Origin of the sequence: Kitasatospora sp. NPDC051984 (assembly GCF_044593455.1) — a bacterium.
GTDB lineage: Bacteria > Actinomycetota > Actinomycetes > Streptomycetales > Streptomycetaceae > Kitasatospora.
On the sequence record NZ_JBIUCB010000004.1, the window covers coordinates 236,090 to 260,588 of the forward strand.

The window sequence follows — 24,499 nt, forward strand, 5'->3', positions numbered from 1 at the left end:
GCGGGGCGTCAGTGGCGACGGCCGCGGCTCCGGCGTGCCAGCATCGTCACCGCCGTGCCGAGGCCCAGCAGCACGGCCGCCGCGCCGGCGATCGGGCCGGCCGGGCCGCTGCCGGTGTCCGCCAGCGGGCCTTCGGGCTTGCGGCTGTGCTCGGGCACCGGTCGCTCGCCGTGGGTGGGCTCGACGCTCTCCGAGGGCTTCTCGCTCCTGGACGGCGACGGGTGCGGGCTCTTGGACTCGCTCTCCGAGGGCGACGGCGAGGGGCTCTCGGACTCGCTCGGCGAGGGCGAGGGCGAGGGGGTGGGGCTCTGGCCGCAGGTCGGCAGGTCGCCGTTGAACGGGTAGGCGTGCAGCTCCGTCCCGGCGGTGCCGCCCTGCACCAGGTTTCCGGCCAGGTAGACGCGGCCGTTGGTGCCCGGGTTGGACAGCGTGACGGTGCCCGCCGGGTTGCCGGCCATCACCGAGCCCTGGAACTGGGCGCCGCCGGTGATGGTCGCGTCGGTGGAGACGGGGAAGTTCCACATCAGCAGCGGCTGCATGTCGGTGAGCTGGTCGCCGGGGATGCCGCTGCCGGTGTTGGTGCGGATCAGCACCGGGTCCGGGCCGACCATGTTGACGATCACCGTGGCACCGGCCGGGATGCCGGCGAACACCAGGTCGGCGGCGGCCGTGGCACTGCCGATGTTCCGGTTCACGTTGAAGACCTGGCGCGTGCTGTGGCCGTCACCGGTGAAGGTGTACAGGTTGCCGTTGACGGTCAGTTCGCCGGTCGCGGTCTGCTCGGCCATGCACGCCGAGTGGTCCTCGACGACGGTGGTGAGGCCGCGGAACGGGTCGATCGCCGCCGGGTCCCGGCGGGCCGCGCCGGGGCCGGAGAACTCCAGGGTGCCGCTCTCGGTGGTGCCGTAGGCCAGGTTGCCCCAGCGGGCCGGGTTGCCGCCGCCGAGCTGCACCCGGTTGCCGGTGACGACGTCCACCGCGCCGCCGACCGTCACGTGGTCGGTGCCGGGCGGCGGCGCGACCTGCGAGCCGACGCCGACCACGCCCATGTTGAACAGGCCGCCGCCGTTCTTGTCGACCGTGAGGTCCTTGACCGTGACGACCTTCCCCTCGGCCTCGGCGGAGCGGCCCTCCACCCGGTAGTTGCCGCCGACGAAGATGTTGATCGTGTCGTCGGTGCCGGCGGCGGGACCGTTGTGGACCGGCGGGAACGGGTTCGGACAGTCGCCGACGCACGGGCCGAGCGGCGGGGCGAGTTGGTCCGCCTGGCCGACCGACGCGAGAGTGACCAGCGGGGCGGCGGCGAGCGCCGTCACCGCCGCATACCGGATCAGCCGGTTCTTGGGACGAGCGCCGTGTCGCACGGGCACCCCTTTCGTTGACGGTGGGGTCAGCAGGCAGCAGACCGCCGCCAGCCAAGTGGTGGCGCCGAACGAAAATCGGCCACCCGACAACCGACACCCCGAAAGATCGCTCGAACGGACTAAGTTGCTGGTGCACCGATGACAGCGCCCGCCCGGACAAGGAGACCTGTGTCGAACCACCCGCTCGCCCTGCTCGCCACCACGGCCGACGTCCTCGCCCGGCCGGACGCCGACGAACGGCTGCTCAACGACGTCGAACGCGAACGCGCCGACCGCTTCCGCCGCCAGGCCGACCGCGACGACTTCCTCGCCGCCCACCTGCTGGTCCGGTTCTGCGCCGCCACGCACCTCGGCATCGACCCCGCCGACGTCGCCTTCGGCCAGCACTGCCCCGGCTGCGACCGCACCGGCCACGGCCGGCCACTGCTCACCGACCGCCCCGGCACCCACCTGAGCCTGTCCCACACCGGCGGGATCATCGCCGCCGCGGCCGGCCCCGTCCCGATCGGCGTGGACGTCGAACACCTCGGCCCGCGCACCAACGACCCGGCCTCCCTGAGCCACGTCCTCAGCCCCGCCGAGGCCGAACTCGTCGCCACGCACCCCGACCCGACCCGGGCCTTCCTCCGCCAGTGGGTGCGCAAGGAGGCGCTGATCAAGCTCGGCCTGGCCACCCTCGACAGCCTGCCCGGCCTCGACCTGTCCGCCCTTCCCCTCGACCCGCCCCTCCAGCACCGGCACGGCGACCTGCACTACCTCGAAGTCACCACCGACCAGGTGGTGTTCACCGCCGCCGCCACCCTCCAGCCGACCCTGGGCACGCTCTGACCCAGCGGTCACACCTGCCGCAGCACGTCCAGGAGTCCGGCGTGCACGCCGGGCGGCTCGCCGCGGCGGGCGAGGCGCTGGCCCGGCACCCGCAGGTGCACGGGGTGCTGGCCACCGGCGGGCCGACGAATCCGATGTGCGCGGTGTTCTGCCCGGACCACGCGGCGCTGTACCGCTTCCACACCGAGGTGCTGGGCCCGCTCGGGGTGCGCCGCGCCGGGACGGCGATCGTGGCGCGGGCCGTCAAACGGGCCGGGGTGCGCCTGCGACCGCTCCCCGGCCGAGTGTCGGTGGGTCGGAGCAGACTGGAGGCATGTGCCGAAGCATCAAGACGCTCCGCCCGCCGATGACGCCCGACGCCACTCCCGAGGACGTGCACGCGGCGGCGCTCCAGTACGTCCGGAAGATCTCCGGGTTCCGTGCTCCCGCCGCGCACAACCGGGAGGTGTTCGACGCGGCGGTGGCCGCCGTCGCGGCCGCCACCGCCGAACTGCTGGCCGGTCTCGAGGTGCGCGGCGTCACGCCCCGTTCGTCGACCCCGGCCGGATGACCATCAGCACCAGGACGACCATCCACAGCAGGTTGAACAGGCCCGCGGTCATCGGGAGCATCTTCAGCATGCCGGTGGCCCGGGTGGTCTCCGCCTCCTGGTTCTCGGTCGCGTCCAGCGCGTCCACGGTGGCCTGCTGACCGGGCAGCACGAACAGCAGCAGCACACCCGCGGCGACGGCCGTCAGCACGATCGAAGCGATCAGCCAAGCGTTGCCCAGCACGCCCATGGCCTGCGCCGTACCAACGCCCAGCAGGGGCACCGCGATTCCGATCAGCGCGTACACGTTGCTGATCCGGTGCAGCAGCCGCACCGAGGCCTGCGCGTTCACCTGCTCCGGGCCCGCCGCCAGCGCCGCCTTCGCCTTCCGCGGGAACATGCTCACCGCCACCGCGACCGGACCGACGGCCAGCACGGCGACTATCAGATGCAGACTCAGCAGGAACTTGGCCATCGCCGGCGCAACCCTTCAACCCACGGAACGAGATCGTCCGCCACGCTAGCAGCGCTTATCCGGGGCCCTTCCGGGCCCCGGACCGGAATCACGCGCCGGTGGGGAGCGACGGGATCCGGGCGAGGATCGCCGCCGTGTCGACGCCGGTGGGCAGGGTGCCGTAGGCCAGGCCGGAGTGGCCGGCGAGGCGGGTGGTGGTGAAGGCCTCCGCCACCGCGGGGTCGCCGTGGCGGAGCAGCGCGGAGGCCTGGAGGGTGAGGGCTAGGCGTTCGACCAGGTGGCGGGTGCGGTACTCGAGGTGCTCGGGGTCGGCGAGGTCCTTGCGGAGGTCGGCGACGGCGGTGTCGAAGTGCGGGTCGAGTCCGCTCGCGGCGTCGAGCTCGTCGAACACGGCGGCCACCGATTCGGGCTGGCGGGCCATCGCGCGCAGCGCGTCGAGGGCGGCGACATTGCCGGAGCCCTCCCAGATCGACACCAGCGGGGCCTCGCGGTAGAGCCGGGGCATGCCGGACTCCTCGACGTAGCCGTTGCCGCCCAGGCATTCCAGGGCCTCGGCGGCGTGCCCGGGGCCGCGCTTGCACACCCAGTACTTGGCGACGGCCAGGCCGAGGCGGCGGAACCGGGCCTCCTGCTGGTCGCCGGCCAGGGCGCGGTCGGTGGCCTCGGCGAGGCGCATGGCGATCGCGGTGGCGGCCTCCGACTCGACGACCAGGTCGGCGAGGACGTTGCGCATCAGCGGCTGCTCGACCAGCGGCTTGCCGAACGCGTGCCGGTGGCTCGCGTGGTGCAGGGCGCGCAGCGCGCCGTAGCGCATCGCGGAGGCGGCGCCGATGGTGCAGTCCAGCCGGGTCATGTTGACCATCTCGATGATGGTCCGCACGCCGCGGCCCTCCTCGCCGACCAGCCAGCCCACCGCGTCCTCGTACTCGATCTCGGAGGAGGCGTTGGACTTGTTGCCGAGCTTGTCCTTGAGCCGCTGCAGGCGCAGCGCGTTGCGGCTGCCGTCGGGCAGGACGCGCGGCAGCACGAAGCAGGAGAGTCCGCCGGGGGCCTGGGCGAGCGTCAGGAACAGGTCGGACATCGGGGCGGAGGTGAACCACTTGTGGCCGACCAGCCGGTACGTGCCGTCGCCGACGGGGACGGCGCGGGTGGTGTTGGTCCGGACGTCGGAGCCGCCCTGCTTCTCGGTCATCGACATGCCGGCGATCAGCCCCCGCTTGCCGTGCGGCTCGCGCAGCCCGAAGTCGTACTCGCGGGCGGCCAGCAACGGCTCGTAGGCGGCGGCGAGTCCGGGGCTGGTGCGCAGGGCGGGGACGGAGGCGTACGTCATCGAGATCGGGCAGGTGTGTCCGGCCTCGACCTGGCCCCAGACGTAGAACTTGGCGGCGCGGGCGGTGTGCGCGCCGGGCCGCTCGTCCTGCCAGGGCGCGGCGTGCAGGCCGTGCTCGACCGCGGTGCGCATCAACTCGTGCCAGTACGGGTGGAATTCGACCTCGTCGATGCGGTGGCCGTAGCGGTCGTGGGTGCGCAGCACCGGCGGGTTGTCGTTGGCGAGCCGGGCCCAGTCGGCGGCCTGCTCGGTGCCGGCCAGGCGGCCGAGGGCATGCAGTTCGCCGGTGGCCCAGCCGGCGCCGGCCCGGTGCAGGGCGGCCAGCAGGGTGGGGTCCTCGGCGACGTCGTGGCCGAACGGGTCGGGGACCTGGTTGGTGACCTCGTGAGTGCTTGCCATCAGTGCCCTCCCAGGGCGCGCAGGGTGAAGGTGACGAGCTCGGGCAGTACGGTCTCCGGCGGCTGTCCGTCGGTGAGCGGGCCGACCAGTGCCTCGCCGACCGCGCCGACGATCGCGGCGGCGGTCAGTTCGGCGCGCTGGGCGGGGAGTTGACCGTTCGCCACGGCCTGATCAATGCGTCCGGCGATCAGGTCCCGGAACGCCCGCCGGAACACCAGGCGTTCGGCCTCGACCATCCGGTCCGCGGGTTCGGCGAGCAGCGCGTACGCCAGCCGGGGCGACTTCAGAGCACGGGCGGCGAAGGTGGCGACCACCGCGGCGACACCGTCCAGCGGGTCGTCGGCCCGTTCGGCGGCCTCGGTGACGGCGGCGATCTCCCGGCCGCAGACGGTGCGGAACAGGGTGACGGCGAGGTCGGCCTTGCCGTCGAAGTGCTGGTACATGCTGCCGGTCGCGATGCCGGCCCGATCGGCGACGGCCGCCATCGAACACCCGGCGTACCCGCGTTCGGCGAGCAGCGCGACTGCGGCCCGCAGGACGGCCTCGCGCTGACCGTCGAGCCGGGCCTGGACGGCGGCGGTGCGTCGGTAGGCCACGCAAAGAATTGAAGCACCGATTCAGTGCTTCAGGAAGGACTCGGGCGGGACCCCGACGTTTTGAACGCGTTCACTTTTCGCTACGCTCGCCCCATCAGCAGCAATAGGATGATCAACGAGGCGCTGGGCGTTCCGCCGTTTCCGGTCCCCGCTTTTCACCGACCCCCGACCGCACGTAGCGCGAACGGCAGCAACCGATCCGCCGTGGCCTGCGCAGTCGCAGCATCCACCTGATCGGGCCGCGGCATCAGCAGAAAGCGGCTCATCAACGGACCGACCACCACCGCCCCGAGCAGGTCCACCTCCGCGACAGCCGCGATCTCACCGCGCTCCACAGCCCGCCGAACCGCCTCGACAACCCGCCGGTGCACCGGCTCCAGGAACGCGGTGGTGAGCGCGTCCGCCAACGCGACGTTCTGCGCCGCCTCGCCCACCAGCGCCTGCATCAGGCGCCCGGCCTCGCCGGTGAGCGCCGCGGCCTTGTCGCGCAGCAGGACCCGCAGGTCACCCTCCAGCGTGCCGGTGTCGGGCTGGGCGTGGATGTCCTCGACGTGGGTCGCGGCGGCGGCGATCACCAACTCGTCCTTGGAGGACCAGCGCCGGTAGAGCGTGGCAGTGGAGACCCCCGCGCGGGCGGCCACCGCGGCGGTGGTCAGCGCGCCGTAGCCGTTCTCGGCGAGGACGGCCAGGGTGGCGTCCAGGATGGCCCGGTCGCGTGCGGCGTCGCGGGGGCGGCCCCGGCGCGGGCCGTCCTGGGTGGCGGGGGGTGCGATGCGGGTCATGCGCCCCAGCCTACGGGTGAACCCAAAACGAAACGAAAACACTTCGTTTCGTTTATGCTCGGCAACATGAACGCTCCCACCGGCGTTTCCACGCCCACCGACACCGCCCAGCAGGCCGACGCGGCAGCGACCGTCTCCCGCCTGAACGCCACTTTCGCCACCGGCCGGACCAGGCCGCTCGCCTGGCGCAAGGCCCAACTCCGGGCGCTGCGCGACCTGTTGGTCGAGCAGGAGGAGACGTTCGCGGCCGCTCTCAAGGCCGATCTCGGCAAGAGCCCGACCGAGGCGTACGTCACCGAGATCGGGTTCACCGTCAAGGAGATCGACCACACCCTGCGCCATCTCGGCCGCTGGCTGCGCCCGCGCCGGGTCGCGGTGCCGCTCGCGCTGGCGCCCGCCCGGGCCCGGACGGTGCGCGAGCCGCTGGGTACGGTGCTGGTGATCAGCCCGTGGAACTACCCGCTGCAGCTGGCTCTGGCCCCGCTGGTCGGCGCGATCGCGGCGGGCAACTGCGTGGTGGTCAAGCCCTCCGAGCTCGCCCCGGCGACCTCCGCGGCGCTCGCGCACTGGCTGCCGCAGGTCCTCGACCCGCAGGCCGTGGCCGTGGTCGAGGGCGGCGTACCGGAGACGACCGCTCTGCTGGAGCGGCGCTTCGACCACATCTTCTACACCGGCAACGGCGCGGTCGGCCGGATCGTGATGGCCGCCGCCGCCCGCCATCTCACCCCGGTCACGCTGGAGTTGGGCGGCAAGAGCCCGGCGGTCGTCGAGCCCGGCGCCGATCTGGCCGCGGCGGCCCGCCGGATCGCCTGGGGCAAGTTCATGAACGCCGGCCAGACCTGCGTCGCCCCCGACTACGTCCTCGCGATCGGCGACGCCGCGCCCGCGCTGGAGACCGAACTGGCCGCCGCCGTGACGGAGATGTACGGCGAGGACCCGGCCGGCAGCGCGGACTACGGACGGATCGTCAACGAGCGCCACTTCGAGCGGCTGACGGCGCTGCTGGCCGACGGCCGGACCGTCACCGGCGGCGAGCACGACCGCGCCACCCGCTACCTCGCCCCGACCGTGCTGGCCGACGTCGACCCGGACGCGCCGGTGATGCGTGAGGAGATCTTCGGCCCCGTCCTGCCGATCGTCCGGGTGCCCGACCTGGACGCCGCGATCGCGTTCATCACCGCCCGGGACAAGCCGCTGGCGCTGTACGCCTTCACCGCCTCCGCGCACACCCGGCGCCGGCTGACCGCCGAAACGTCCTCGGGGGCGCTGGCCTTCGGCGTCCCGAACGCCCATCTGTCCGTCCCCGGGCTGCCGTTCGGCGGCGTCGGCGAGAGCGGCCAGGGCGGGTACCACGGCCGGTACTCGATGGAGACGTTCAGCCACACCAAGGCGGTGCTGTCCAAGCCGCTGGCGCTGGACACCCTGCGGCTCGCCTACCCGCCGTTCACCGCCGCGAAGTCCCGGCTGCTGCGCCGCTTCCTGTAGAACGCGGCGGAACGCGCGCAGCCACCCGCGGAGGGGACCGGGGTGGCTGCGCGCGTTCGGGCCCGGCTACGGGCGGGGCAGCACGCAGCCTGCCCGGGTCAGGTCGAGCACGTTGCCCGGGGCGAAGCAGTTCGGGATGGTGTAGGTCTCCTGGGCGTAGCCGATGCCGGGGTGTATGGTCACCGCGCCGTTCTGGTCCACCTCGCACGGGTTGTTGAGCGTGCAGGTCTGGCCGTCCTCGTTGCTGGTGTTGTTCACCCCGACGACCTGGCCGGTGTTGACGTCGACCACCGGGGAACCGGAGGTGCCGCCGATGATGTTGCAGCCGGAGGTGTAGCGCAGCGAGTCCTGGAAGGTCCAGCTGCTCTCCTTGAGGCGGTAGGCGAAGCCGTCCACGTTGCAGGAGTAGATGGTCTTCCAGTAGCCGGAGGGCACCTTGATCGCGCTTCCTGCCACCGGATGGGTGTTGGACATGGTCAGCGGCGAGATCCCGTAGGTGTTCTTGATGCTCGCGTAACTGGTGGTCAGCCGGTAGATGGTGACGTCGGTGTCGGTCATCGTCGAGTAGACGACCCGGTTGGCGCGCACCGTGCCGAGGCTGCTGCCGCTGCCGCTGAGCAAGGTGAAGCTGCGGGTGGACGCCTTGTTGGTGACCACCTGGCCGGGGGCCGGCATGCCGGATTCCAGGCAGTGGCCGTTGGTCAGGATCAGTCCGGGGTCGGTGTCCACGGAGTTGGGCATCCGGATCAGCGAGCCGGAGCAGTTGCTGAGCGCGACCGTCCCGGCCAGGTTGACGGTGACGGCGGACGCGGGGGTGGCGGTGACCAGGGCGGTCCCGGCGAGCAGAACGGTGCCGAGCGCGCCGATGAGCGGCTTCTTCATGGGGGTTGCCTCTCAGGGATGCGGGGTCCCACTGGGGTTCCCTTAAATTGGCGCGCCCATGACACTATGTCAAGAGTGACCGCACCCCCGGATTTCCCTCAAGACGGCGCCAACCCGCCGTCAACTCACCTTCAACTCGCCTTCCAATGACGGCTTCCCAGCGTGATCAGCCGCAACTGGGTGCGCACCGTGTCCGCGATCGCGACCCGCTCGGCGGGATCGGCCTCGACCAGCGCCAGCGCCGTGCCGACCATCCGGTCCACGTACAGCTCGGCCAGCATCCGGCGCTCACTCGGCGACCAGTCCGCGAGCTCCGGCCGCGGCGCCAGCAGCTCGGCCAACTCCTCCGCGAAGTGCCTCAGTTCGGCACCGACCGCGTCCCGCACCGGCTTCACCCCGCCGTGCCGCTCGCGGGCCAGGAAGCGAATGTACGCGGCATGCTCGGCCACGTGCGCGTCGATCACCTCGACCGAACGGTCGATCAACTGCTCCGGATCGCCACTGCCCACGAACACCGCGCGGACCATCTCGTGCAGGTTGGCCAGCGACTCCCGCACCAGCACCACGCCCAGTTCGGCCAGGTCGGCGAAGTGCCGGTAGAAGCCCGCCGGGGAGAGCCCGGCCGCCCGCGTCACCTCGCGCACGCCGAGGCCGCTCAGGTTCTGCCCCTCCAGCAGGGCGAGGGCCGCATCCAGCAGGGCGCGGCGGCTGGCCTGCTTCTGGGCCTGACGGACGCCGGGGGCGGGGGTCGTGGTCACGGCGCTCAGTAAACAACTGTTTGCCGAAAATCTCCAGCCCCGCTACAGTGCTGACGGGGTTTCAGCGAACAGTTGTTAGCCGAAACGCCGCATCGTCGCATCGCCGCATCGCCGCATCGCCGCATCGTCGCGGTGTCGATGCACCGAATCACCCGAACCGGAGAGGCCGCCATGCTGCTCCTCGCCCTGCTCGCCCTCGGCCTGCTCGCCGGGGCCGCCGCCCACCTGCCCGGGCCGGTCGCCCTCGCCGCGGCCGGCGCCGTCGCCACCTGGCTGCTGCTGTTCGGCGCCCGCGAGCAGCTCACCCGCACCCGCCGCCACTGACCCCGGAGCGCCCGCCATGTCCGCCCAGCACATCACCCGCCCCGCCGCCCCGGAAGCCGACCAACTGGCCGTCGCCTCGTTCGTGCTCGGCCTGCTCGGACTGCTGCTGTTCAACCTGGCCCTCGGCCCGATCGCCGTCACCCTCGCCGCCCTCGCCCTCCACCGCGGCACCGCCCGCCCCCGCCGGGCCCGCCTCGGCCTGGTCCTCGGCCTCGCCGACCTGGCCGTCCTCGCCGCCACCCTGGCCACCGGCCACGGCACCCTGTTCCGCCTGGGCTGAGCAGCGCAGCGGGGGTGTCCGTTTTTCACCACGGCCTGTCGGCCCGGTACCTCGCCGACCGGCAACGGCCCGCCGTACGGTCGAGAAGCAGACCGAAAACGGCAACGAGGAGACACCCCCATGAGCACCATCACCCTGTACGGCGCCACCGGCACCATCGGCTCCCGCGTACTGGCCGAGGCGCTGCGCCGCGGCCACACCGTCACCGCCGTGGTCCGCGACCCGGCAAAGCTGACGGTCACCCACCCAGCGCTGACGGTGGCGACCGGAGACGTGCTGGACCCGGCCTCGGTCGCCGAGCACGCCAAGGGGTCGGCCGTGGTGGTCAGCGCGGTCGGCGGCGGCGACGGGCCGGGCCACCAGGCCCTGATCGCCCCGTCCGCCGAATCCCTGGTGGCGGGCCTGCGCACGCTGGGCACCGACACCCCGCGACTGATCGCGGTGGGCGGCGCCGGCTCGCTCCGCACCCCCGACGGCAAGCAGGTCTGGGACACCCAGGGCCTGCCCGAGTTCCTGCTCCAGATCATGCACGCCCACGGCGACGCGCTGGACTTCCTCCGCACCGTCACCGACCTGCGCTGGACCAGCCTCTCCCCCGCCGCCACCATCGCCCCCGGCGAGCGCACCGGCACCTACCGCGAGGGCCTGGAGGACCTGCTGATCGGCACCGACGGCGAGAGCCGCATCTCCACCGAGGACTACGCGGTGGCCCTGGTGGACGAGATCGAGCGGCCGAAGCACATCGGCGAGCGCTTCACCGTCGCGTACTGAGGGTGGCAAACCGGGGGCGCTGGGGGTACCCCCAGCGAAGCGAGGGGGCGGAACTGCGCGAAACGGAAGGGCCCGACCGCAAGATCGCGACGCAGGACAATGACCTGCACTTGATCGCGACCTTGCGGACGGGCCGGCGCTTGTCGCGCAGCTCTCCCTCAGCTCACTCCGGGATCACCAGCGCCGGAGTGTCACGCGTAAGCACCTCGCCGCGGAAGAACGCGGGGCTGCGCCGCGTCATCACGGCCATCACGACCAGGCCGAGCGCCAGCAGGCCCGCGCCGACCACGAAGACGCTGCCGATGCCGAACACCGAGCTGCCGCTGCCGTAGGACGGGTCGATCATGTCGACCAGCGACTTGCTGAAGATCGCGGCCAGGGTGAGGCCACCGATCAGCGGGAAGACCACCTTGAGCACCGCGTCGCGGACCGAGTTGCGGAAGTCGCCACGGAAGTACCAGGCGCAGGCGAACGCGGTCAGCGAGTAGTAGAAGCAGATCATCAGCGTCAGCGCAGCGATGGTGTCGGCCAGCACGTGCGAGCTGACCATGGTCATCACGGTGTAGAACGCGCCGGTGCCGACACCGGCGGTGATGATCGCCCGGCCCGGCGTCTTGTAGCGCTCGTTGACCTCGGTGAAGGAGGACGGCAGCGCCTCGTACACGCTCATCGCCAGCACGGTGCGGCTGACCGGGATGAAGGTGGTCTGCAGGCTGGCGGAGGCGGAGGCCAGCACGGCGACGAACAGCATCACGCCGAGGGCCGGGCCCATCACCGGGCCGGCCAGCACGGCGAGCACGTTGGAGGAGGTCTCCGGGTTGCCGAGGCCGGTGCCGGTGGTGCCGACGCCCGCGTACATCTGCACCGCGACGGCGGTGAACAGGTAGGAGCCGACCAGGACCACCATGGCGAGCATCGCGGCCCGGCCGGGGGTCTTCTCGCTGCCGCCGGTCTCCTCGTTGGCGCTCAGCGAGGCGTCCCAGCCCCAGTACATGAACAGCGAGAGCGACAGACCGGCCACGAACGCGGTGAAGGAGCTGGCCTCGAACGGATTGAACCAGCTCCAGGAGAAGTGCAGCGACCCGGCATCGCCGTTGCCGGTGGCCTTGACGATCGCCATCACGCCGAACACGGCGAGGACGACCAGTTGAAGACCCACCAGGGCGTATTGGACGCCCTTGGTGGCGGTCATGCCGCGGTAGCTGATCATGGTCGCGATCGCGATCAGCCCCAGGCAGGTGACCACGTGCACCAGCTTGTTGTCGTTGAGCGCGGCGACCGAGTCGCTGCGGGTGATCTCACCGAGCAGCAGGTACAGGTACTCGGTGGCGACGCCCGCGAGGTTGGACAGCACGATGATCGTGGCGATCACCAGGCCCCAGCCGCACATCCAGCCGACCTTCGGGCCGAACGCCTTCACCGTCCAGGTGAAGGAGGTGCCACTGTCGGGGATCGCCTTGTTCAGCTCCCGGTAGGCGAAGGCCACCAGCAGCATCGGCAGGAAGCCGGCCAGGAAGAGCGCCGGCATCTGCAGGCCGACGGCGGCCACGGTGGTGCCCAGCGTCGTCGTCAGGCAGTACACCGGGGCGACCGTGGAGACGCCGATCACGGCGTTGCCGAGCAGACCTATCGAGTTGCTGTTGAGGCCCTTGGAGCGGACGCCGCCAGGGGCGTCCGAGCCGGTGGCGACGTCGGCGCCGGCTCCCGGGCGATTGTCGAGCTGAACCATGCGGGAACCGTAACCCCCACTGTTTCCGCAGCAGACCACGGCAGAAGCCCGCCGTTCACCTGCGTTTCGTCAGCTGGTAGGCTCAATTTTCGTCGATTGCATGATCCTTTAGTGGCTAACGCCTTCGTTTCACTCCTATGAACGGCGTATTAACCCGGGACGAAAACCGCAGCTCACCACCTTTCGACCCTTTCGGGCATCGGTATGAGAAACGACACATACCTGCCCGGGATCGGAACCGGCCGCCCGGACGACGCGTCAGCGACCGTTCGGACACCTCTGGTTTCCCCCACCCGCAGGCCCCTATGGTTCCCCCGTCACTCCAGGGAGGGGACCGGTATGACCGGCACGCCGACGTCCGACGCCGAAATCCGCACCGTCCGGGCCGGCCGCCCCGGACCCGGGCCCGTCCGCTGCTCCGTCGGCGACCTGCTGCTCGCCGACCTCCCCGTCTCCGTGGTCCTCTTCCACGACCGTCCGCTCGACGCCGACGCCCTCGCCGACGGCCTCGCCCGCGCCCTCGCCCGGCTCCCCGAATTCGCCGGCCGCCTGCGCACCACCGCCGACGGCGACCTCTGCATCGACACCGACGACACCGGCGTCCCCTTCACCGTCGCCGACTCCCCCCACACCCTCACCGAGGCCCTCGACCGGATGGCGCTGCCCGCGAACGGCCTGGTCGACCACGTCCGCGCTACCGAAGCCCGCCGGACCCCCCTGCCGCTGCTCACCGTCCGACTCACCCGCCTCGCCGACGGCACCGGCGCCCTCGGCATCTCCTGGCACCACGCCGTCGGCGACATGCACACCTTCGCCCTGCTGCTGCGCACCTGGTCCGCCTGCACCGAAGGCACCGAGCCGCCCGCACTCTCCCCCACCGCCGACCGCGAACTCCAGCTCGATGCCCACCTCCCCGCCGAGGACAGCGGAGTCCCCTCCCTCCGGCTGCCCGGCCCCGCCGAGGCCGCCGAACTGCAACGCACCATCGCCGCCGCCGGCCTCGCCAACCGCACCGTGCAGATCTGGTTCGCCCCCGCCGAGCTCCAGCGCCTGCGCGCCGCACTCACCGCCGAGGCCGGCCGCCCGCTCTCCACCAACGACGCGCTCTGCGCCCACCTGCTGCACGTCCTGCGCGAACTCGACGGACACCAGGACGCCGAACAGACCCTCACCCTCCCCGTCAACCTGCGCCGCCCCCTCGGCCTCCCCGACGGCGCCCTCGGCAACCTGCTCGGCGAGATCCGGCTGCCCTGGCGGCCCGGCACCACCCCCGCCCGCTACGCCACCGAGCTGCGCACCGCCGTCGAGGACTTCACCACCCGGCACCTCTCCCTGCGGAGCAACCAGCGCTTCCTCCAGCACATCGGCCGCGACCGGATCACCGACTGCGTCCCCGCCGGCTTCGACCCCGCCCGCCGCACCCTCACCATCTCCAGCTGGTGCCGCCTCGGCCTGCACGACCTCCCCCTGGCCGGCCACCGCCCGATCGCGTTCAGCCCCGCCGCCACCCTCCAGCTCCCCTGGAGTTCCTGGCTGGTCGAGGGCCCCGGCGGCGAGGGCCTGCTCTGGACACTCGTGCTGCCGGCCCGCCTCGCGGCGAAGCTGCGCGGCGCGTCCGCCCTGCTGCACCCCTACCGCGACGCCTCCGATCCCCTTCCTTCGGTCGGCCCGCGCAAACTGCTCTGACTCGCGTCACTCCCTCACCGCGCCGTGCGGGACGGGCAGACCGCCCGGGTCAAGAAGCGCAAGCTGCTCCGACTCGCGTCAGCCCCTCGCCCTGGCGACGGCGTCCGTGTACAGCTCGGTGGTCAGCTCCGCGTCCGCGACCCCGAGCCGGCGCAGCGCACGGCGGACGGCCGCCAGCGCGGACGGCAGCTCCGCCGCGTCCGCCGCCGGGGTCTCCACCTCCAGGAACACCCCGGCCAGCTCCGGCACCTCCACCACGGTGGCCAGCAGCGGGCGGCCGTCCTCGGTCAGCTCCCAGTTCCGGCACCGCTTCTCGAAGGCGATCGTCTCCACCAGCCCGCTGCCGCGCAGGATCGCCCGCAACGCCACCGGATCGGCCACCAGCGTCTCGGTCTCCGGCTTCGAGCCCGACCCCGCGTCCAGCGCCGCACCCTTGTACGTCAGCACCGTCCGCATCCCGGCCGGGCCCGTCACCGTTCGCACCCGCAGCTCGGCACCGGCCGCCCCCAACTCCCCACCGGGCCGATCGAAGTACACGTCCCGGTACACCTCCACCCGCCCGGCCGCCCCGGCCGCCGCTGTCAGCCGCGCCACCAACTCCGCCGGCTCCCGCACCCGGGCCTTCAGCTCCGCCTCGATCGTCATCGGCCGATCAGCTCCAGCAGACACGCCAGCGCCTCAGCCGGATCGGTCGTCTCCAGCACCGTCTCCGCCCCCTGCCGCGCCGGCGCGGCCAGGACCCGGTAGCCGCCCTGCCAGGCAGCGACGGCCGGGAACGAGTCCTTCCCGAAGTCACGGAAGTCCTGGCTGGTCGACAGGTGCAGCTCGTTCATCCCCGTCCACGGCCAGAACTCGGCCAGCCTCGGCTCGGCGAGAGCCAGCCGCAGCAGCTCTCCCATCGAGGTCCCGATCCAGCCGTGGTCCCTCGCCGGACCCCAGCACTCCGCCAGGGCCGTCCACGCCGCACGGCGTTCCTCCTTCTCCTCCATCAGTCGCTGCTTTCCTGCCCGCCCAGCACCCGCTCCACCGCCCGCAGCGCGGCGTCCCACGGGAACGGGAGGGCGTCGCCGGTGCCCGGCTCGTTCGGGACGAAACCGTCCTCGCCGAGCAGGACGTGCACGCCCGCCTCGCGCAGCGTCGCCACGCTGCGGGCGAACTGGGGGTGCGCGGCGAGCGCGGTGTTCACGCACGGCATGACCAGCACCGGGATGCCCTTGCCGAGCGCCTCCGCCGCGTAACCGACCACCCAGGACGTGGTGAGCCCGAGCGCCAGGCTGTTGAAGGAGTTGAACGTCGCCGGGGCGAACAGCACCACGTCCGGCACCGGCAGCACATCCGGCTGGCCCGGCCATCGGTACGCCGACTTCACCGGGTACCCCGTCAACTCCTCCAGCCCCGGCACCCGCGCCTCCAGCCACCCCCGCGCCGTCGGCGTCAGCCCGACCGCCACCTCCCAGCCCCGCCCCCGCGCCTCCCGAGCCACCTCCGGTAGCCCGAACACCGCCCCCGCCGCCGCCCCGAACAGATACACCACCGGCCGCCCGGCCTCACCAGTCTCCATCCCCCCATGCAACCGGCCCACCACCCACCGGCGCCAGGGCCCGTCCTCAAACTCGCGCCGTCCGGCCGGGACCTACCCGCGGAGGCCGAGCTGACCGACGCTGACCAGCTCGGCGCGCGGTGCTGGACGACGGCGGTCCGCCGGCCGAGCTGCCCCTTGGTCCACGTGGCTGCCGATCCGGCGGGCGGACCGCACTGGACCGAGCAGCCAGGGTCGGTCGGTCCGTACTTCCGGGGTGCACGGCGTCGTCGTTGAAGATTGAACGTGACGTCTGAATACCGCCGGATCCGCAAGGCGTTCCGATCTTGGATTGAGCGTGTCCAAGACCGGAACAGGGAGCTTTACGGAGATGACGATGAACGGTGTGACGGCGCTCGACGGCAAGGTGGCGCTGGTGACGGGCGGCAGCCGGGGGATCGGGGCGGCGGTCGCGCTGCGGCTGGCCGAGGACGGCGCAGACGTGGCGCTGACCTACCAGGGCTCGGCCGAGTTGGCCGAGGAGGTGGTCGCCAAGATCACCGCGATGGGGCGGAGCGGCTGGGCCGTCCGCGCGGACAGCGCAGACCCGGAGGCGGTGTACGGCGCGGTGGCGGCGGTCGCCGAGCGGTTCACGCGGCTGGACATCCTGGTGAACAACGCGGGTGTCGGCGCCGTCGGACCGATCGAGGCGGTGACATGCGACCAGATCGACCGGGTGCTGGCAGTGAACGTTCGCGCGCCCTACCTCTATGCCCAGGCGGCGCTGCAGTACCTGGTGGAGGGCGGACGGATCGTGAGCATCGGCAGCTGCATCGCCCAGCGGGTGGCCTTCCCCGGAAGCGCGCTCTACGCGACCAGCAAGGCCGCTCTGATCGGCTTCACCAAGGGCATGGCCCGGGAACTCGGCCCGCACGGGATCACCGTCAATCTGGTCCACCCGGGCCCGATCGACACCGACATGAACCCGGGCGACGGCGACTCCGCCGACTTCCAGCGTGGCTTCACCGCGCTCGGCCGCTACGGCACGGCGGCGGAGGTCGCGGACGCCGTCTCATACCTGGCCGGCGAGAGCGCCCGATACGTCACAGGCGCGGAGCTGGCGGTGGACGGTGGCTTCGCAGTCTGAGCCCGCACGGTCCGACGCAGGCCAGGTAGTCCTTGGCGCTCAGTCCGTCACGGCGTCGACCCGTGATCTCGGGCAGTGGATCACGGCTCGCCGAACCCTGACTGGACGGTCGACTCACTGGCCGAACTCGCCGACCTGATCATCCGTCAGCGCGACTGACTCGTGGCGGTCCGTCATATCCGGAATCAGCGAACGACCGGGAACCGCCCCGACCGCCAGTCCGACAGGCGCTTGCGGATGCTGGCCACCATCGGCAGGCTGTCGGTCTGCTCGGACGTGAACCAGGCCACCTCGAACGACTCGGCGGAGACTCGGAGTTGACCTCCGGTCGGCCGTCCGAGCAGGCAGATGCTGAACTCCTGGCGGACCTCGCCGTCGTCGTAGGCGAAGACGTGCCTGGGGTCGGTGTAGGTGCCGACGATCCCGGTGATCTCGATGTCGAGGCCGGTCTCCTCCCGGGTCTCCCGGATGCCGCACCCGGCCAGGGACTCTCCGACGTCCATCCGGCCGCCGGGGAGGGCCCACATGCCGTTGTCGGTGCGGCGCTGGAGCAGCACCCGGCCGTCCTCGCCGACGACCACGACGCTTGCCGCCGGGACGAGGCTGTTGGCCTTCGGTGCGTTCGGATCGTCCTCGTAGTCCCGCCTCGGCACGGGCCACCTCCGTCGTCGGGGTCGTCCACACGTTACGGCCGCGCGCCCGGAGTTCGTCGGGGTGTGCGGCGAATCGGCCGAAAACACCATGCCCCGGGGCCGCCGCCCGGCGAGAGCCTGTGCGGTCACGGCTCCCGGGGCAGGGTCCAGGCCGGGGAGTCGGCGGGCGGCGGCGGTGTGATCAGCCAGCTGCTGCGGTCGGGGTTCTCTTCCCAGTACGGCACCGTCCCGCCCTGGTCCAAGCCGTCGTGGTAATACATGCCGTGAGCCCAATATTCGGGCGACTCGTGGCACATCAGGTCGGGATAGGGATCGAACGTCTCGTGACCCCAGGAACGGTTCACCCGGGCCACGGCCTCGGCCCGGGAGATGCCGAAGGTCTGGAGCACGTCGGCGATCTGGGAGAAGAACTCCAGCATCTCCTCGTCCGCCCTCATGAGGAACTCACTCACCGTCCGCGCCCTCCTGGCAGGTCTGCCGAATGCGAAAGGCCCCTCCGCCGGCCGGCCGTCCAGTCTACGGTTCGGCCTGGCGGGAACCGCCCGAGCGGCGTCAGGCGTCGATCGGACGCAGCACCGCGTAGTACGCGAACGGCGGACCGTACAGCCGGGCGACCCGCAGCCCGGCACCCTCCGCCAGGCTGATCAGCGAGGACGGCCGGATCTGATGCCTGTCGAAGAACTCGCCGACCACCAGCCGCCCGAACGGCTTCAGCACCCGGCGCAGCTCGGCCAGCGTACGCGCCGGATCCGAGATCTCACCCAGCGCCGTCACCACGTAAGCCGCGTCGAACGAGCCATCCGCAAAAGGAAGTTCATGTGCGTCGGCGCAGTTCGGCACAATGTTGTCGACGCCCTGCTCCTTGGCCCGGCGGCCCACGTGGTCGAGCATCTCCTGCTGGATGTCCACGATGTCCAGCCGGCCGTTCGGGCCCAGCTGCGGCGCGACGTGCAGCGACTGCAGGCCGGTTCCGGGGCCTATCTCCAGGATCCTCTCGCCCTCCCGGGCCTGCAGCACGTGGTCCAAACGCTTCAGAGTCAGGAACGGCAGCGGCAGGTCGAGCAGCCAGCGCTGAGAGTACGGGTACGGCGCGGAGTCGGTGAACCACCAGGTGGCGACGGCGGCGGCAGCACCCGCGCCGATCAATGCCCGCGAATTCCTCATAATTCCTCCCCAAATATCCGATTGGACCCTCGGAGCATCCCCGATGGTCAATCAGTTGTGTTTGTGTGCAATCCGTTTGCGCCGGTGCCGAATCTGTCGGCAGTCGACCCGAGCGGGCCGGACGAACCGCCCGTGGACCGCCGTTGCGGCAGGCCGGGGCCTTCCCGGAACGGACCGGACCGCAAGCGCCGATCTCGTCACGAGCTCTTCCGCTCAGCGGCCCGGCCGAGGGAAGGTCCGGGTCGCGAGAACCGCGCAGGCCACCGCCAGCGGCAACTCGGCGAAGACCGCCATCAGCACCGCCAGCTTGAAGTCCGAACCCGGGGCAGCCGTCATGGTGTCGAACCAGGCGTCGACCAGCAGCAGGGCCGAGGTCGCGGCGGAGGTCAGGCAGGCCCGGCTGTCGCCGCGCCTGAGGAGCAGTCCTATGGAGAGCAGGCCGAGCGCCTCGAAGCTGTCCAGACCCGTCCACGTCCAGGCCCAGTGCGAGGCCTGAGCGGTGGCCGGCAGCCCGGTGTGCAGGAAGACCAGCCAGGGAATCATCGCCAGCCCGAGCACGGTGAGGACCGTGCCCGCCCGGCGAAGCAGCAGAGGGAACGGCGAAGCGGCCGCGGCCTTCGGCGTGATCCGCGGGACACCGGAGCCCGAACCGGCGTCCACCCGGACCGGACGGAGCGAATGAACGCCGGTCAGCTGAGTGCTCGCCATGACACCTGACTCCCTCCCGTGCCCGCCCCTCGGGCACAACACCAGCATGTCGTTCGCGCACACCCGAGGCAGTAGCGCTCCTATCCGACTTGATGGTGGCGCTAGGTACACCTTCCGCATCCGGCGACACTGCGAGGTGATCCGGTCTGCCCCGCCGGAATCAGTTCGAACGCTGGTCGTTTTCCCTCCATGAGCCCCGTGACGGCCAGCAGAAGCCGACCCACCGACCCGAGATGCTGTCCGCCGACAGGCCAGGATCAAGATCTACAGGTGGTACTAGGTTCACCATGAGATCGGGTACAGGCTTCATGGCGCCGTCCTCCTGCGGTGCCCTAGCGTCGTGCCATGACGATTCCAGCTGGACTGAGACGCACGGTCCTCCGGGCGCAGCGGGACACCGGTTTTCTTGCCGCCGGCGTGCTGCCGCACCTGGCGCTGGTGCCCGTGTGGGCCTGGGCGGCGACGACTACCGCCAGGACGGGGAACTGGCTCTTCACGGTTTCCGTGTCGACCGCCTTGGTCCTGCTCGGCACCCCGGTGCTGACGGCCGTTCAGCGGGTTCGCTACCGGGTGCTCATCGGTGTCAACGTCCCCCGGCTCACCCCCACCGCGCCGGAACGATGGACGTGGGCCTCGACCGCCCGGTGGCTCGCGGCGACGCGGCCTTGGCGCAAGATCGGCTACCACCTCGTGCTGGGCCCGCTGCTCGCGCTGCTGGAGCTGCTGGTGCTCATGGCGGCAGCAGCATGCCTGGCGGGCGCCACCGCCTGCGCCTGGTCGTGGGCGCTGCCAACCGAAATCCGCCAGGACTGGTTCGGCTATCTGACCCAGCTGCCGGCTTACACAGCGGCCGGCCTCCTCCTCCTGTGCGCCCTGCCCTGGACCGCGCGGGCAGTAGCCCGGGCCGAGGCGCGGCTGGCGTTGGGCCTGCTCGGGCCCAGCCAGGCGCAGCGGCTCCAGGAGCGGGTCGATCAGCTGGCCGTGAGCCGGACCGACTTGATCGAAGCCGTCGACGCGGAGCGCCGCCGGATCGAGCGCGACCTGCACGACGGCACCCAGCAGCGGTTGGTGTCTCTCGCGGTCAATCTGGGTCTGGCCATTGCCACCCGCCCGGACCTGCCGAGTGATGCCCGCGAGGTGATCGAGGGAGCGCACCTGGAGGCGAAGGAGGCGATCGCCGAACTCAATGACCTGGTGCGGGGGCTGCACCCGGCCGTGCTCGAGGACCGAGGTCTGGACGCGGCGTTGTCCGGGCTGGCTGCCCGGACGCCCCTGCCGGTGCGGCTGCGGGTCGATCTGGAGGAGCGGGTGGCGCCCAACGTGGAGTCGGTCGCGTACTTCGTGATCTCCGAGGCGCTGACCAATGCGACGAAACACGCCCACGCGATGCAGGCGGAGGTGATAGTCCGCCAGGTCGGCGAGGTGCTGCGAGTGCGCGTCACCGACGACGGGCTGGGCGGTGCCGACGCCGCCTCCGGCACGGGGCTGACCGGGCTGGCCAAGCGGGTCGGCTCCCTCGACGGGGCCTTCCACGTCAGCAGCCCCGTCGGCGGGCCCACCACCATCACCGCGGAGCTGCCGTGCGCGCGGTGATCGCCGAGGACTCGGTGCTGTTGCGGGTCGGCCTGATCAAGGTGCTGGAGATCGGCGGGTTCCAGGTGACCGCCGAAGCCGGCGATGCGGAAGGGCTGTTGGCGGCGGTGGCGGAGCACCGGCCCGAACTCGCCCTGATCGACGTCCGGATGCCGCCGGACTTCACCGACGAGGGGGTGCGAGCGGCGATGGAGATCCGCCGGCGCTGGCCGGGGACGGCGGTGGTGCTGCTTTCGCAGTACGTGGAGGAGCGGTACGCGGCTGACCTGCTGTCTGCGAACACCAGCGGTGTGGGCTACCTGCTCAAGCAGCGGGTTGCCGATGTCGCCGACTTCGTGGCGGCGGTCCGGCGGGTGGCGGACGGGGGCACGGCCCTGGACCCGCAGGTCGTCGCCCAGTTGCTGCTGCGGCGCGACAGCAACCCGCTCGCGCGGCTGACCCCCCGCGAACGGGAGGTGCTCGGTCTGATGGCCGAGGGGCGTTCCAATGCCGGCATCGCGCAGGCGCTGGTGGTCAGCGAGAGCGCCGTGGCGAAGCACATCAACAACATCTTCGCCAAGCTCGACCTGCCCGTGGTCGACGCGGACCACCGCCGCGTCCTGGCCGTGCTGCGGTTCCTCGGAACGTCCCGGGCCTGACCTTCCCGTCCGTGATCACGGTCTACGGCTGGAGTACTGGAGGATCTTCGGGTCAACGATGTGTGCCGAATGTGTGCCGCAACGCCGGAGGCCCTCCCGCCGGGTGGGCGGAAGGGCCTCTGAACTGCAACTTCTGAGTGGGCGCAGACGGTTTCGAACCGCCGACATCCGCCTTGTAAGGGCGGCGCTCTACCGCTGAGCTATGCGCCCGCGCCGAAGTGGACCGGTGGGCCGGTCGCACGACGAGTGGACAGACTACCTGGTCCCGGGAGTGGTTCGCCGCCCCCTGGGGAGAGGGGGTGTCGTCGGGGGGTGCCGTGCGGGGTGGGTGATCGGGAAGAATGGCGAGTGGAGTGGTGGGACGGGACGGAGCAGGGAGCACGTGGTGAGGGTGGCCGGCGGCGGTGGCGGGGGGCGGGGCGGCTGGTGGGGCGGCGGCCGGCGGGACGGCGCGCGCGCGGATGCCAGGGCGGCCCGGGAGGCGGCGCAGGAGTCGTTCTACGAGCTGGATTCGGCGCAGCGGGACGCGCTGCTCGCGGTGGAGACGGTGAAGTCGGCGGGTGAGCCGTCGACCGCGCGCCGGGTGGAGCGGGAGTACGCCGAGTTGGTGGCCCGGATCGACCAGGTGACGGTGGCGTATCTGGGGGCGCTGGACGCGGTCGATCTGGAGGCGGCCGAGCTGGACCCGTCGGCGGCGTTCCGGGCCAAGCAGCAGTTGGAGCAGGCCAAGCGCGAGCTGGACTCCAAGCGTGCGGAACTGGGTACTTTCGTCAGCCGGTTGCAGCCGCTGGTGGAGCATGCCGAGGCGCAGCTGATCCGGGTGACACCGGCGGTGGAGCGGGCCAGGCAGGCGTTGCTGGCGGCGAGTGTCGCGTTGGATCAGGCGCGGGGCGCGGGGTTGCGGGCGGACGACCTGGCGGCGCGGCTGGCCGAGCTCGCGCCGGAGCTGACCAGGCTGAACCAGGGCGTCTCGCAGCACGGTGTGCCGGCCACGCTGCAGCGCGCGGAGGACGTGGTGCGGCGGGCGGAGGAGGTCCGGGCGGAGGCGGCGAAGCTGCCTGAGCGGGCCGGCGAGATCGACCGCCGGGTGGGCACCCTGCGGACCAGGATCGACGCGCTGGAGAACCGGGCCGGCACGGTGGAGCCCGCGCTGAGCGAGTTGCGGCGGCGGTTCTCGGCGGCCTGCTGGCAGGACCTGCAGCACGTGTCGGCGCAGACCGCGGACGCGGTGCGGACGGCCAGGTCGCGGCTGACGGACGCGGTGCGGGCCCGGGGCGAGCAGCGGTGGGCGGACGCCACGACGGCGATCGGCACCGTGCGGGCGCTGCTGGACACCGCCGAGGGGTCGGTGACGGCCGTCAACGAGCGGCTGCGGCAGCTGAACGAGGTGCAGCACGATCCGCAGCGCGAGATCGAGCGGGCCAGGTTCGCGCTGCGCGACGCCCAGCGGTTGGCGATGGCCGGCCGGCAGGCGCCGGACCCGCGGCACGCCGGCCCGCTGGACGCGGCGGTGGGCCGCCTGGACCGTGCGGTCGCCTCGCTGGAGCAGGCCGGCCGGCACCCCGACTACTGGCAGTTCCTGACCGAACTGGCGGCGGTGCGGGAGACGGCGGCCGAGGTGGTCTCGATGATCCGCGGCCACTGAACGGCCGACACCGGCTGGGCGCCCCGCCGTCCCCGACCGGCCACTGAGCGGACCGACCGGGCACCGACCCGGTCACCCCTCGGTACCCTGCTGACCATGCCTCGCTACGACTTCCGCTGCCGCTCCTGCGGCGCCACGTTCGAACTCAGCCGCCCGATGGCCCAGGCCAACGACCCGGCCGTCTGCCCGGAGGGCCACCCCGACACCGTGAAGCTGCTGTCGACCGTCGCCGTGACCGGCGGCGCGTCCGGCGCTGCCGCCCCGGCCCCGAGCGGCGGGGGCGGCGGCTGCTGCGGGGGCGGCTGCTGCGGCTGACCGGCACCCACCGGCCACGGGTCACGCGTCACGGCCCACGGGCCACGGGCCACGGGTCAGCTCACGACCGCAACCTCCCCCGCGCGGACCCGGGCCAGCATCTGCCGGATGATCTCCTCGCCCGCCGCGACGCCGATCTCGGTGAGCGCGGTGACGCCCTCGGCGCTCCACCCGGTCTCGGCGAGTTCGCCGTGGCCGGGTCGCCAGCCGTGGTCGGCGGTGAGCAGCAGGTCCGCGTCGAGCAGTGAGTCTCCGGCGGCGAGGACGGTCCGCGCGCCGGTGCGGCGGCGGACCTCGGCCAGTGCGGCGCTCTTGGAGAGCGGTGCGGGCACCGCGTAGACCTTGCGGCCCTGGAGGGAGACCGTCCAGCCGCGGTCGGCGCACCAGGCGGTGAGTTCGTCGATCCAGCCGGCGGGGAGTTCGGCGCGTTCGACCACCAGGTAGGCGAACAGGTCGTCGGCGACCCGCCGCTTATGCGTCCACTCGGGGTCGGCGGCGATGGCGAGGTGTTCGACGACCTCGGGCAGCGGGGCGCTGGCGGCGTCCAGCCGGGTGCGGATCTCGTGCTGCCAGTCGGGGTCGGGCACGCCGTCGACCAGTAGGTGGCCGCCGTTGGCACAGACCGCGTACGGGGGGATCCAGCCGGGGGTGGGGCCGGGGAGGTTGATCCGCTCGTACTGGGTACGGGTGCGGGTGGTGATCGGGACGACGGGGGTCTGCTCGGCGAGTTCGGCGAGCAGTTCGGCGGCCGTCTCGGTCATGAAGGAGAGCGCCTTGCCGTCGTGCACCTCCACCGAGAGCAGTCGCGGGGCGAGCCGGTCGGGCACGTCCAGAGCGAGCGCGCGGTTGGAGTAGACGAGGGTGCGGTCGAGGTCGCTGGCGACCAGGAACTGCGGCAC

At 72.0% G+C, this 24,499-nt stretch carries 29 protein-coding genes and 1 tRNA gene; 13 read left to right on the top strand and 17 right to left on the bottom strand.

Annotation, left to right across the window (positions count from 1 at the left end; genetic code table 11):
- Positions 1–8: 8 nt before the first annotated feature.
- Positions 9–1,364, bottom strand: a complete 1,356-nt coding sequence (locus ACIHEI_RS10315; RefSeq protein ID WP_396606325.1) for a choice-of-anchor A family protein — start codon at positions 1,362–1,364, stop codon at positions 9–11.
- Between the two features lie 168 nt (positions 1,365–1,532).
- On the opposite strand from ACIHEI_RS10315, the gene ACIHEI_RS10320 reads away from it, so the two are divergent.
- The 3 genes from ACIHEI_RS10320 to ACIHEI_RS10330 are packed head-to-tail and all read left to right on the top strand — an operon-like array spanning position 1,533 to position 2,742.
- The gene (locus ACIHEI_RS10320; RefSeq protein ID WP_396606326.1) at positions 1,533–2,192 is read left to right on the top strand and encodes a 4'-phosphopantetheinyl transferase family protein; all 660 of its coding nucleotides are present in this window, start codon (positions 1,533–1,535) and stop codon (positions 2,190–2,192) included.
- A 41-nt stretch (positions 2,193–2,233) separates the two neighbouring features.
- Positions 2,234–2,542 (top strand): Lrp/AsnC ligand binding domain-containing protein, encoded by a 309-nt coding sequence (locus tag ACIHEI_RS10325; protein WP_396606327.1) that lies wholly within the window; start codon positions 2,234–2,236, stop codon positions 2,540–2,542.
- A complete protein-coding gene (locus ACIHEI_RS10330) occupies positions 2,506–2,742 on the top strand; it encodes a DUF2277 domain-containing protein (RefSeq protein ID WP_043913756.1) in 237 nt (78 codons plus the stop codon). Before ACIHEI_RS10325 ends, ACIHEI_RS10330 begins: the two co-directional genes overlap by 37 nt.
- Here the strand turns inward: ACIHEI_RS10330 and ACIHEI_RS10335 are convergent.
- The 4 genes from ACIHEI_RS10335 to ACIHEI_RS10350 form a co-directional block, all read right to left on the bottom strand.
- Positions 2,711–3,196 (bottom strand): hypothetical protein, encoded by a 486-nt coding sequence (locus ACIHEI_RS10335; protein ID WP_387643269.1) that lies wholly within the window; start codon positions 3,194–3,196, stop codon positions 2,711–2,713. The two genes, ACIHEI_RS10330 and ACIHEI_RS10335, sit on opposite strands and share 32 nt — an antisense overlap.
- An 88-nt stretch (positions 3,197–3,284) precedes the next feature.
- Positions 3,285–4,925, bottom strand: coding sequence for an isovaleryl-CoA dehydrogenase (locus ACIHEI_RS10340; protein WP_396606328.1), 1,641 nt, complete (start codon positions 4,923–4,925; stop codon positions 3,285–3,287).
- Positions 4,925–5,521: a TetR/AcrR family transcriptional regulator gene (locus ACIHEI_RS10345; RefSeq protein ID WP_396606329.1), complete on the bottom strand. Its 597-nt coding sequence runs from the start codon at positions 5,519–5,521 to the stop codon at positions 4,925–4,927. The genes ACIHEI_RS10340 and ACIHEI_RS10345 overlap by 1 nt, the downstream gene beginning before the upstream one ends.
- A 155-nt stretch (positions 5,522–5,676) precedes the next feature.
- Complete coding sequence (locus ACIHEI_RS10350) at positions 5,677–6,303, bottom strand: TetR/AcrR family transcriptional regulator (protein WP_396606330.1); 627 nt, start codon at positions 6,301–6,303, stop codon at positions 5,677–5,679.
- A gap of 66 nt (positions 6,304–6,369) precedes the next feature.
- Between ACIHEI_RS10350 and ACIHEI_RS10355 the strand changes: the two genes are divergently transcribed.
- Positions 6,370–7,788, top strand: coding sequence for an aldehyde dehydrogenase family protein (locus ACIHEI_RS10355; protein ID WP_396606331.1), 1,419 nt, complete (start codon positions 6,370–6,372; stop codon positions 7,786–7,788).
- 66 nt (positions 7,789–7,854) lie between these two features.
- Here the strand turns inward: ACIHEI_RS10355 and ACIHEI_RS10360 are convergent, their stop codons facing one another.
- Both ACIHEI_RS10360 and ACIHEI_RS10365 read right to left on the bottom strand, forming a co-directional pair.
- Positions 7,855–8,670 (bottom strand): serine protease, encoded by an 816-nt coding sequence (locus tag ACIHEI_RS10360; RefSeq protein ID WP_396606332.1) that lies wholly within the window; start codon positions 8,668–8,670, stop codon positions 7,855–7,857.
- 131 nt (positions 8,671–8,801) lie between these two features.
- The gene (locus ACIHEI_RS10365) at positions 8,802–9,428 is read right to left on the bottom strand and encodes a TetR family transcriptional regulator (protein ID WP_396606333.1); all 627 of its coding nucleotides are present in this window, start codon (positions 9,426–9,428) and stop codon (positions 8,802–8,804) included.
- 171 nt (positions 9,429–9,599) lie between these two features.
- Here ACIHEI_RS10365 and ACIHEI_RS10370 point away from each other — a divergent pair, with 171 nt between their 5' ends.
- The 3 genes from ACIHEI_RS10370 (at position 9,600) to ACIHEI_RS10380 (ending at position 10,803) form a co-directional block, all read left to right on the top strand.
- Entirely contained in the window at positions 9,600–9,752 is a 153-nt protein-coding gene (locus ACIHEI_RS10370; protein ID WP_387643258.1) for a hypothetical protein, read from the top strand.
- Positions 9,753–9,768: 16 nt separating this feature from the next.
- Complete coding sequence (locus ACIHEI_RS10375; RefSeq protein WP_396606334.1) at positions 9,769–10,032, top strand: DUF4190 domain-containing protein; 264 nt, start codon at positions 9,769–9,771, stop codon at positions 10,030–10,032.
- A 120-nt stretch (positions 10,033–10,152) separates the two neighbouring features.
- Entirely contained in the window at positions 10,153–10,803 is a 651-nt protein-coding gene (locus tag ACIHEI_RS10380; protein ID WP_396606335.1) for an NAD(P)-dependent oxidoreductase, read from the top strand.
- A 163-nt stretch (positions 10,804–10,966) separates the two neighbouring features.
- Here ACIHEI_RS10380 and ACIHEI_RS10385 read toward each other — a convergent pair whose 3' ends face one another.
- On the bottom strand, positions 10,967–12,532 hold the full coding sequence (locus ACIHEI_RS10385; RefSeq protein ID WP_392947536.1) for an APC family permease: 1,566 nt from the start codon (positions 12,530–12,532) through the stop codon (positions 10,967–10,969).
- Positions 12,533–12,871: 339 nt separating this feature from the next.
- Here ACIHEI_RS10385 and ACIHEI_RS10390 point away from each other — a divergent pair, with 339 nt between their 5' ends.
- Positions 12,872–14,218, top strand: a complete 1,347-nt coding sequence (locus tag ACIHEI_RS10390) for an acyltransferase (RefSeq protein ID WP_396606336.1) — start codon at positions 12,872–12,874, stop codon at positions 14,216–14,218.
- A 78-nt stretch (positions 14,219–14,296) separates the two neighbouring features.
- Here ACIHEI_RS10390 and ACIHEI_RS10395 read toward each other — a convergent pair whose 3' ends face one another.
- The 3 genes from ACIHEI_RS10395 to ACIHEI_RS10405 are packed head-to-tail and all read right to left on the bottom strand — an operon-like array spanning position 14,297 to position 15,779.
- Positions 14,297–14,863, bottom strand: coding sequence for a class IV adenylate cyclase (locus tag ACIHEI_RS10395; RefSeq protein WP_396606337.1), 567 nt, complete (start codon positions 14,861–14,863; stop codon positions 14,297–14,299).
- Positions 14,860–15,207 (bottom strand): DUF6193 family natural product biosynthesis protein, encoded by a 348-nt coding sequence (locus tag ACIHEI_RS10400; protein ID WP_396606338.1) that lies wholly within the window; start codon positions 15,205–15,207, stop codon positions 14,860–14,862. Before ACIHEI_RS10400 ends, ACIHEI_RS10395 begins: the two co-directional genes overlap by 4 nt.
- Positions 15,207–15,779 carry a flavoprotein gene (locus ACIHEI_RS10405; RefSeq protein WP_396606339.1) on the bottom strand — a complete coding sequence of 191 codons (573 nt, stop codon included), beginning with the start codon at positions 15,777–15,779 and terminating at the stop codon, positions 15,207–15,209. The genes ACIHEI_RS10400 and ACIHEI_RS10405 overlap by 1 nt, the downstream gene beginning before the upstream one ends.
- Positions 15,780–16,128: 349 nt before the next feature.
- Here ACIHEI_RS10405 and ACIHEI_RS10410 point away from each other — a divergent pair, with 349 nt between their 5' ends.
- Entirely contained in the window at positions 16,129–16,884 is a 756-nt protein-coding gene (locus ACIHEI_RS10410) for an SDR family NAD(P)-dependent oxidoreductase (RefSeq protein ID WP_392947524.1), read from the top strand.
- A gap of 185 nt (positions 16,885–17,069) precedes the next feature.
- Here ACIHEI_RS10410 and ACIHEI_RS10415 read toward each other — a convergent pair whose 3' ends face one another.
- The 4 genes from ACIHEI_RS10415 to ACIHEI_RS10430 all read right to left on the bottom strand — a co-directional run bounded on the left by ACIHEI_RS10415 (position 17,070) and on the right by ACIHEI_RS10430 (position 19,409).
- Entirely contained in the window at positions 17,070–17,537 is a 468-nt protein-coding gene (locus ACIHEI_RS10415) for an NUDIX hydrolase (protein WP_396606340.1), read from the bottom strand.
- 125 nt (positions 17,538–17,662) lie between these two features.
- Complete coding sequence (locus ACIHEI_RS10420; protein WP_396606341.1) at positions 17,663–17,989, bottom strand: hypothetical protein; 327 nt, start codon at positions 17,987–17,989, stop codon at positions 17,663–17,665.
- A gap of 100 nt (positions 17,990–18,089) precedes the next feature.
- Positions 18,090–18,701, bottom strand: a complete 612-nt coding sequence (locus ACIHEI_RS10425) for a class I SAM-dependent methyltransferase (protein WP_392947506.1) — start codon at positions 18,699–18,701, stop codon at positions 18,090–18,092.
- A 213-nt stretch (positions 18,702–18,914) separates the two neighbouring features.
- Positions 18,915–19,409 (bottom strand): hypothetical protein, encoded by a 495-nt coding sequence (locus ACIHEI_RS10430; RefSeq protein ID WP_396606342.1) that lies wholly within the window; start codon positions 19,407–19,409, stop codon positions 18,915–18,917.
- A 345-nt stretch (positions 19,410–19,754) separates the two neighbouring features.
- On the opposite strand from ACIHEI_RS10430, the gene ACIHEI_RS10435 reads away from it, so the two are divergent.
- Positions 19,755–21,002 (top strand): sensor histidine kinase, encoded by a 1,248-nt coding sequence (locus ACIHEI_RS10435; RefSeq protein ID WP_396606343.1) that lies wholly within the window; start codon positions 19,755–19,757, stop codon positions 21,000–21,002.
- Positions 20,990–21,640 carry a response regulator gene (locus ACIHEI_RS10440; protein ID WP_396606344.1) on the top strand — a complete coding sequence of 217 codons (651 nt, stop codon included), beginning with the start codon at positions 20,990–20,992 and terminating at the stop codon, positions 21,638–21,640. The genes ACIHEI_RS10435 and ACIHEI_RS10440 overlap by 13 nt, the downstream gene beginning before the upstream one ends.
- 138 nt (positions 21,641–21,778) lie before the next feature.
- Here the strand turns inward: ACIHEI_RS10440 and ACIHEI_RS10445 are convergent.
- Positions 21,779–21,850, bottom strand: a tRNA-Val gene (locus ACIHEI_RS10445).
- A 175-nt stretch (positions 21,851–22,025) separates the two neighbouring features.
- On the opposite strand from ACIHEI_RS10445, the gene ACIHEI_RS10450 reads away from it, so the two are divergent.
- The gene (locus ACIHEI_RS10450; RefSeq protein WP_392947495.1) at positions 22,026–23,285 is read left to right on the top strand and encodes a hypothetical protein; all 1,260 of its coding nucleotides are present in this window, start codon (positions 22,026–22,028) and stop codon (positions 23,283–23,285) included.
- Positions 23,286–23,381: 96 nt separating this feature from the next.
- Complete coding sequence (locus ACIHEI_RS10455) at positions 23,382–23,600, top strand: zinc ribbon domain-containing protein (protein WP_387643234.1); 219 nt, start codon at positions 23,382–23,384, stop codon at positions 23,598–23,600.
- 56 nt (positions 23,601–23,656) lie between these two features.
- On the opposite strand, the gene ACIHEI_RS10460 is transcribed toward ACIHEI_RS10455, so the two are convergent.
- A complete protein-coding gene (locus tag ACIHEI_RS10460) occupies positions 23,657–24,499 on the bottom strand; it encodes an HAD family hydrolase (protein ID WP_387643232.1) in 843 nt (280 codons plus the stop codon).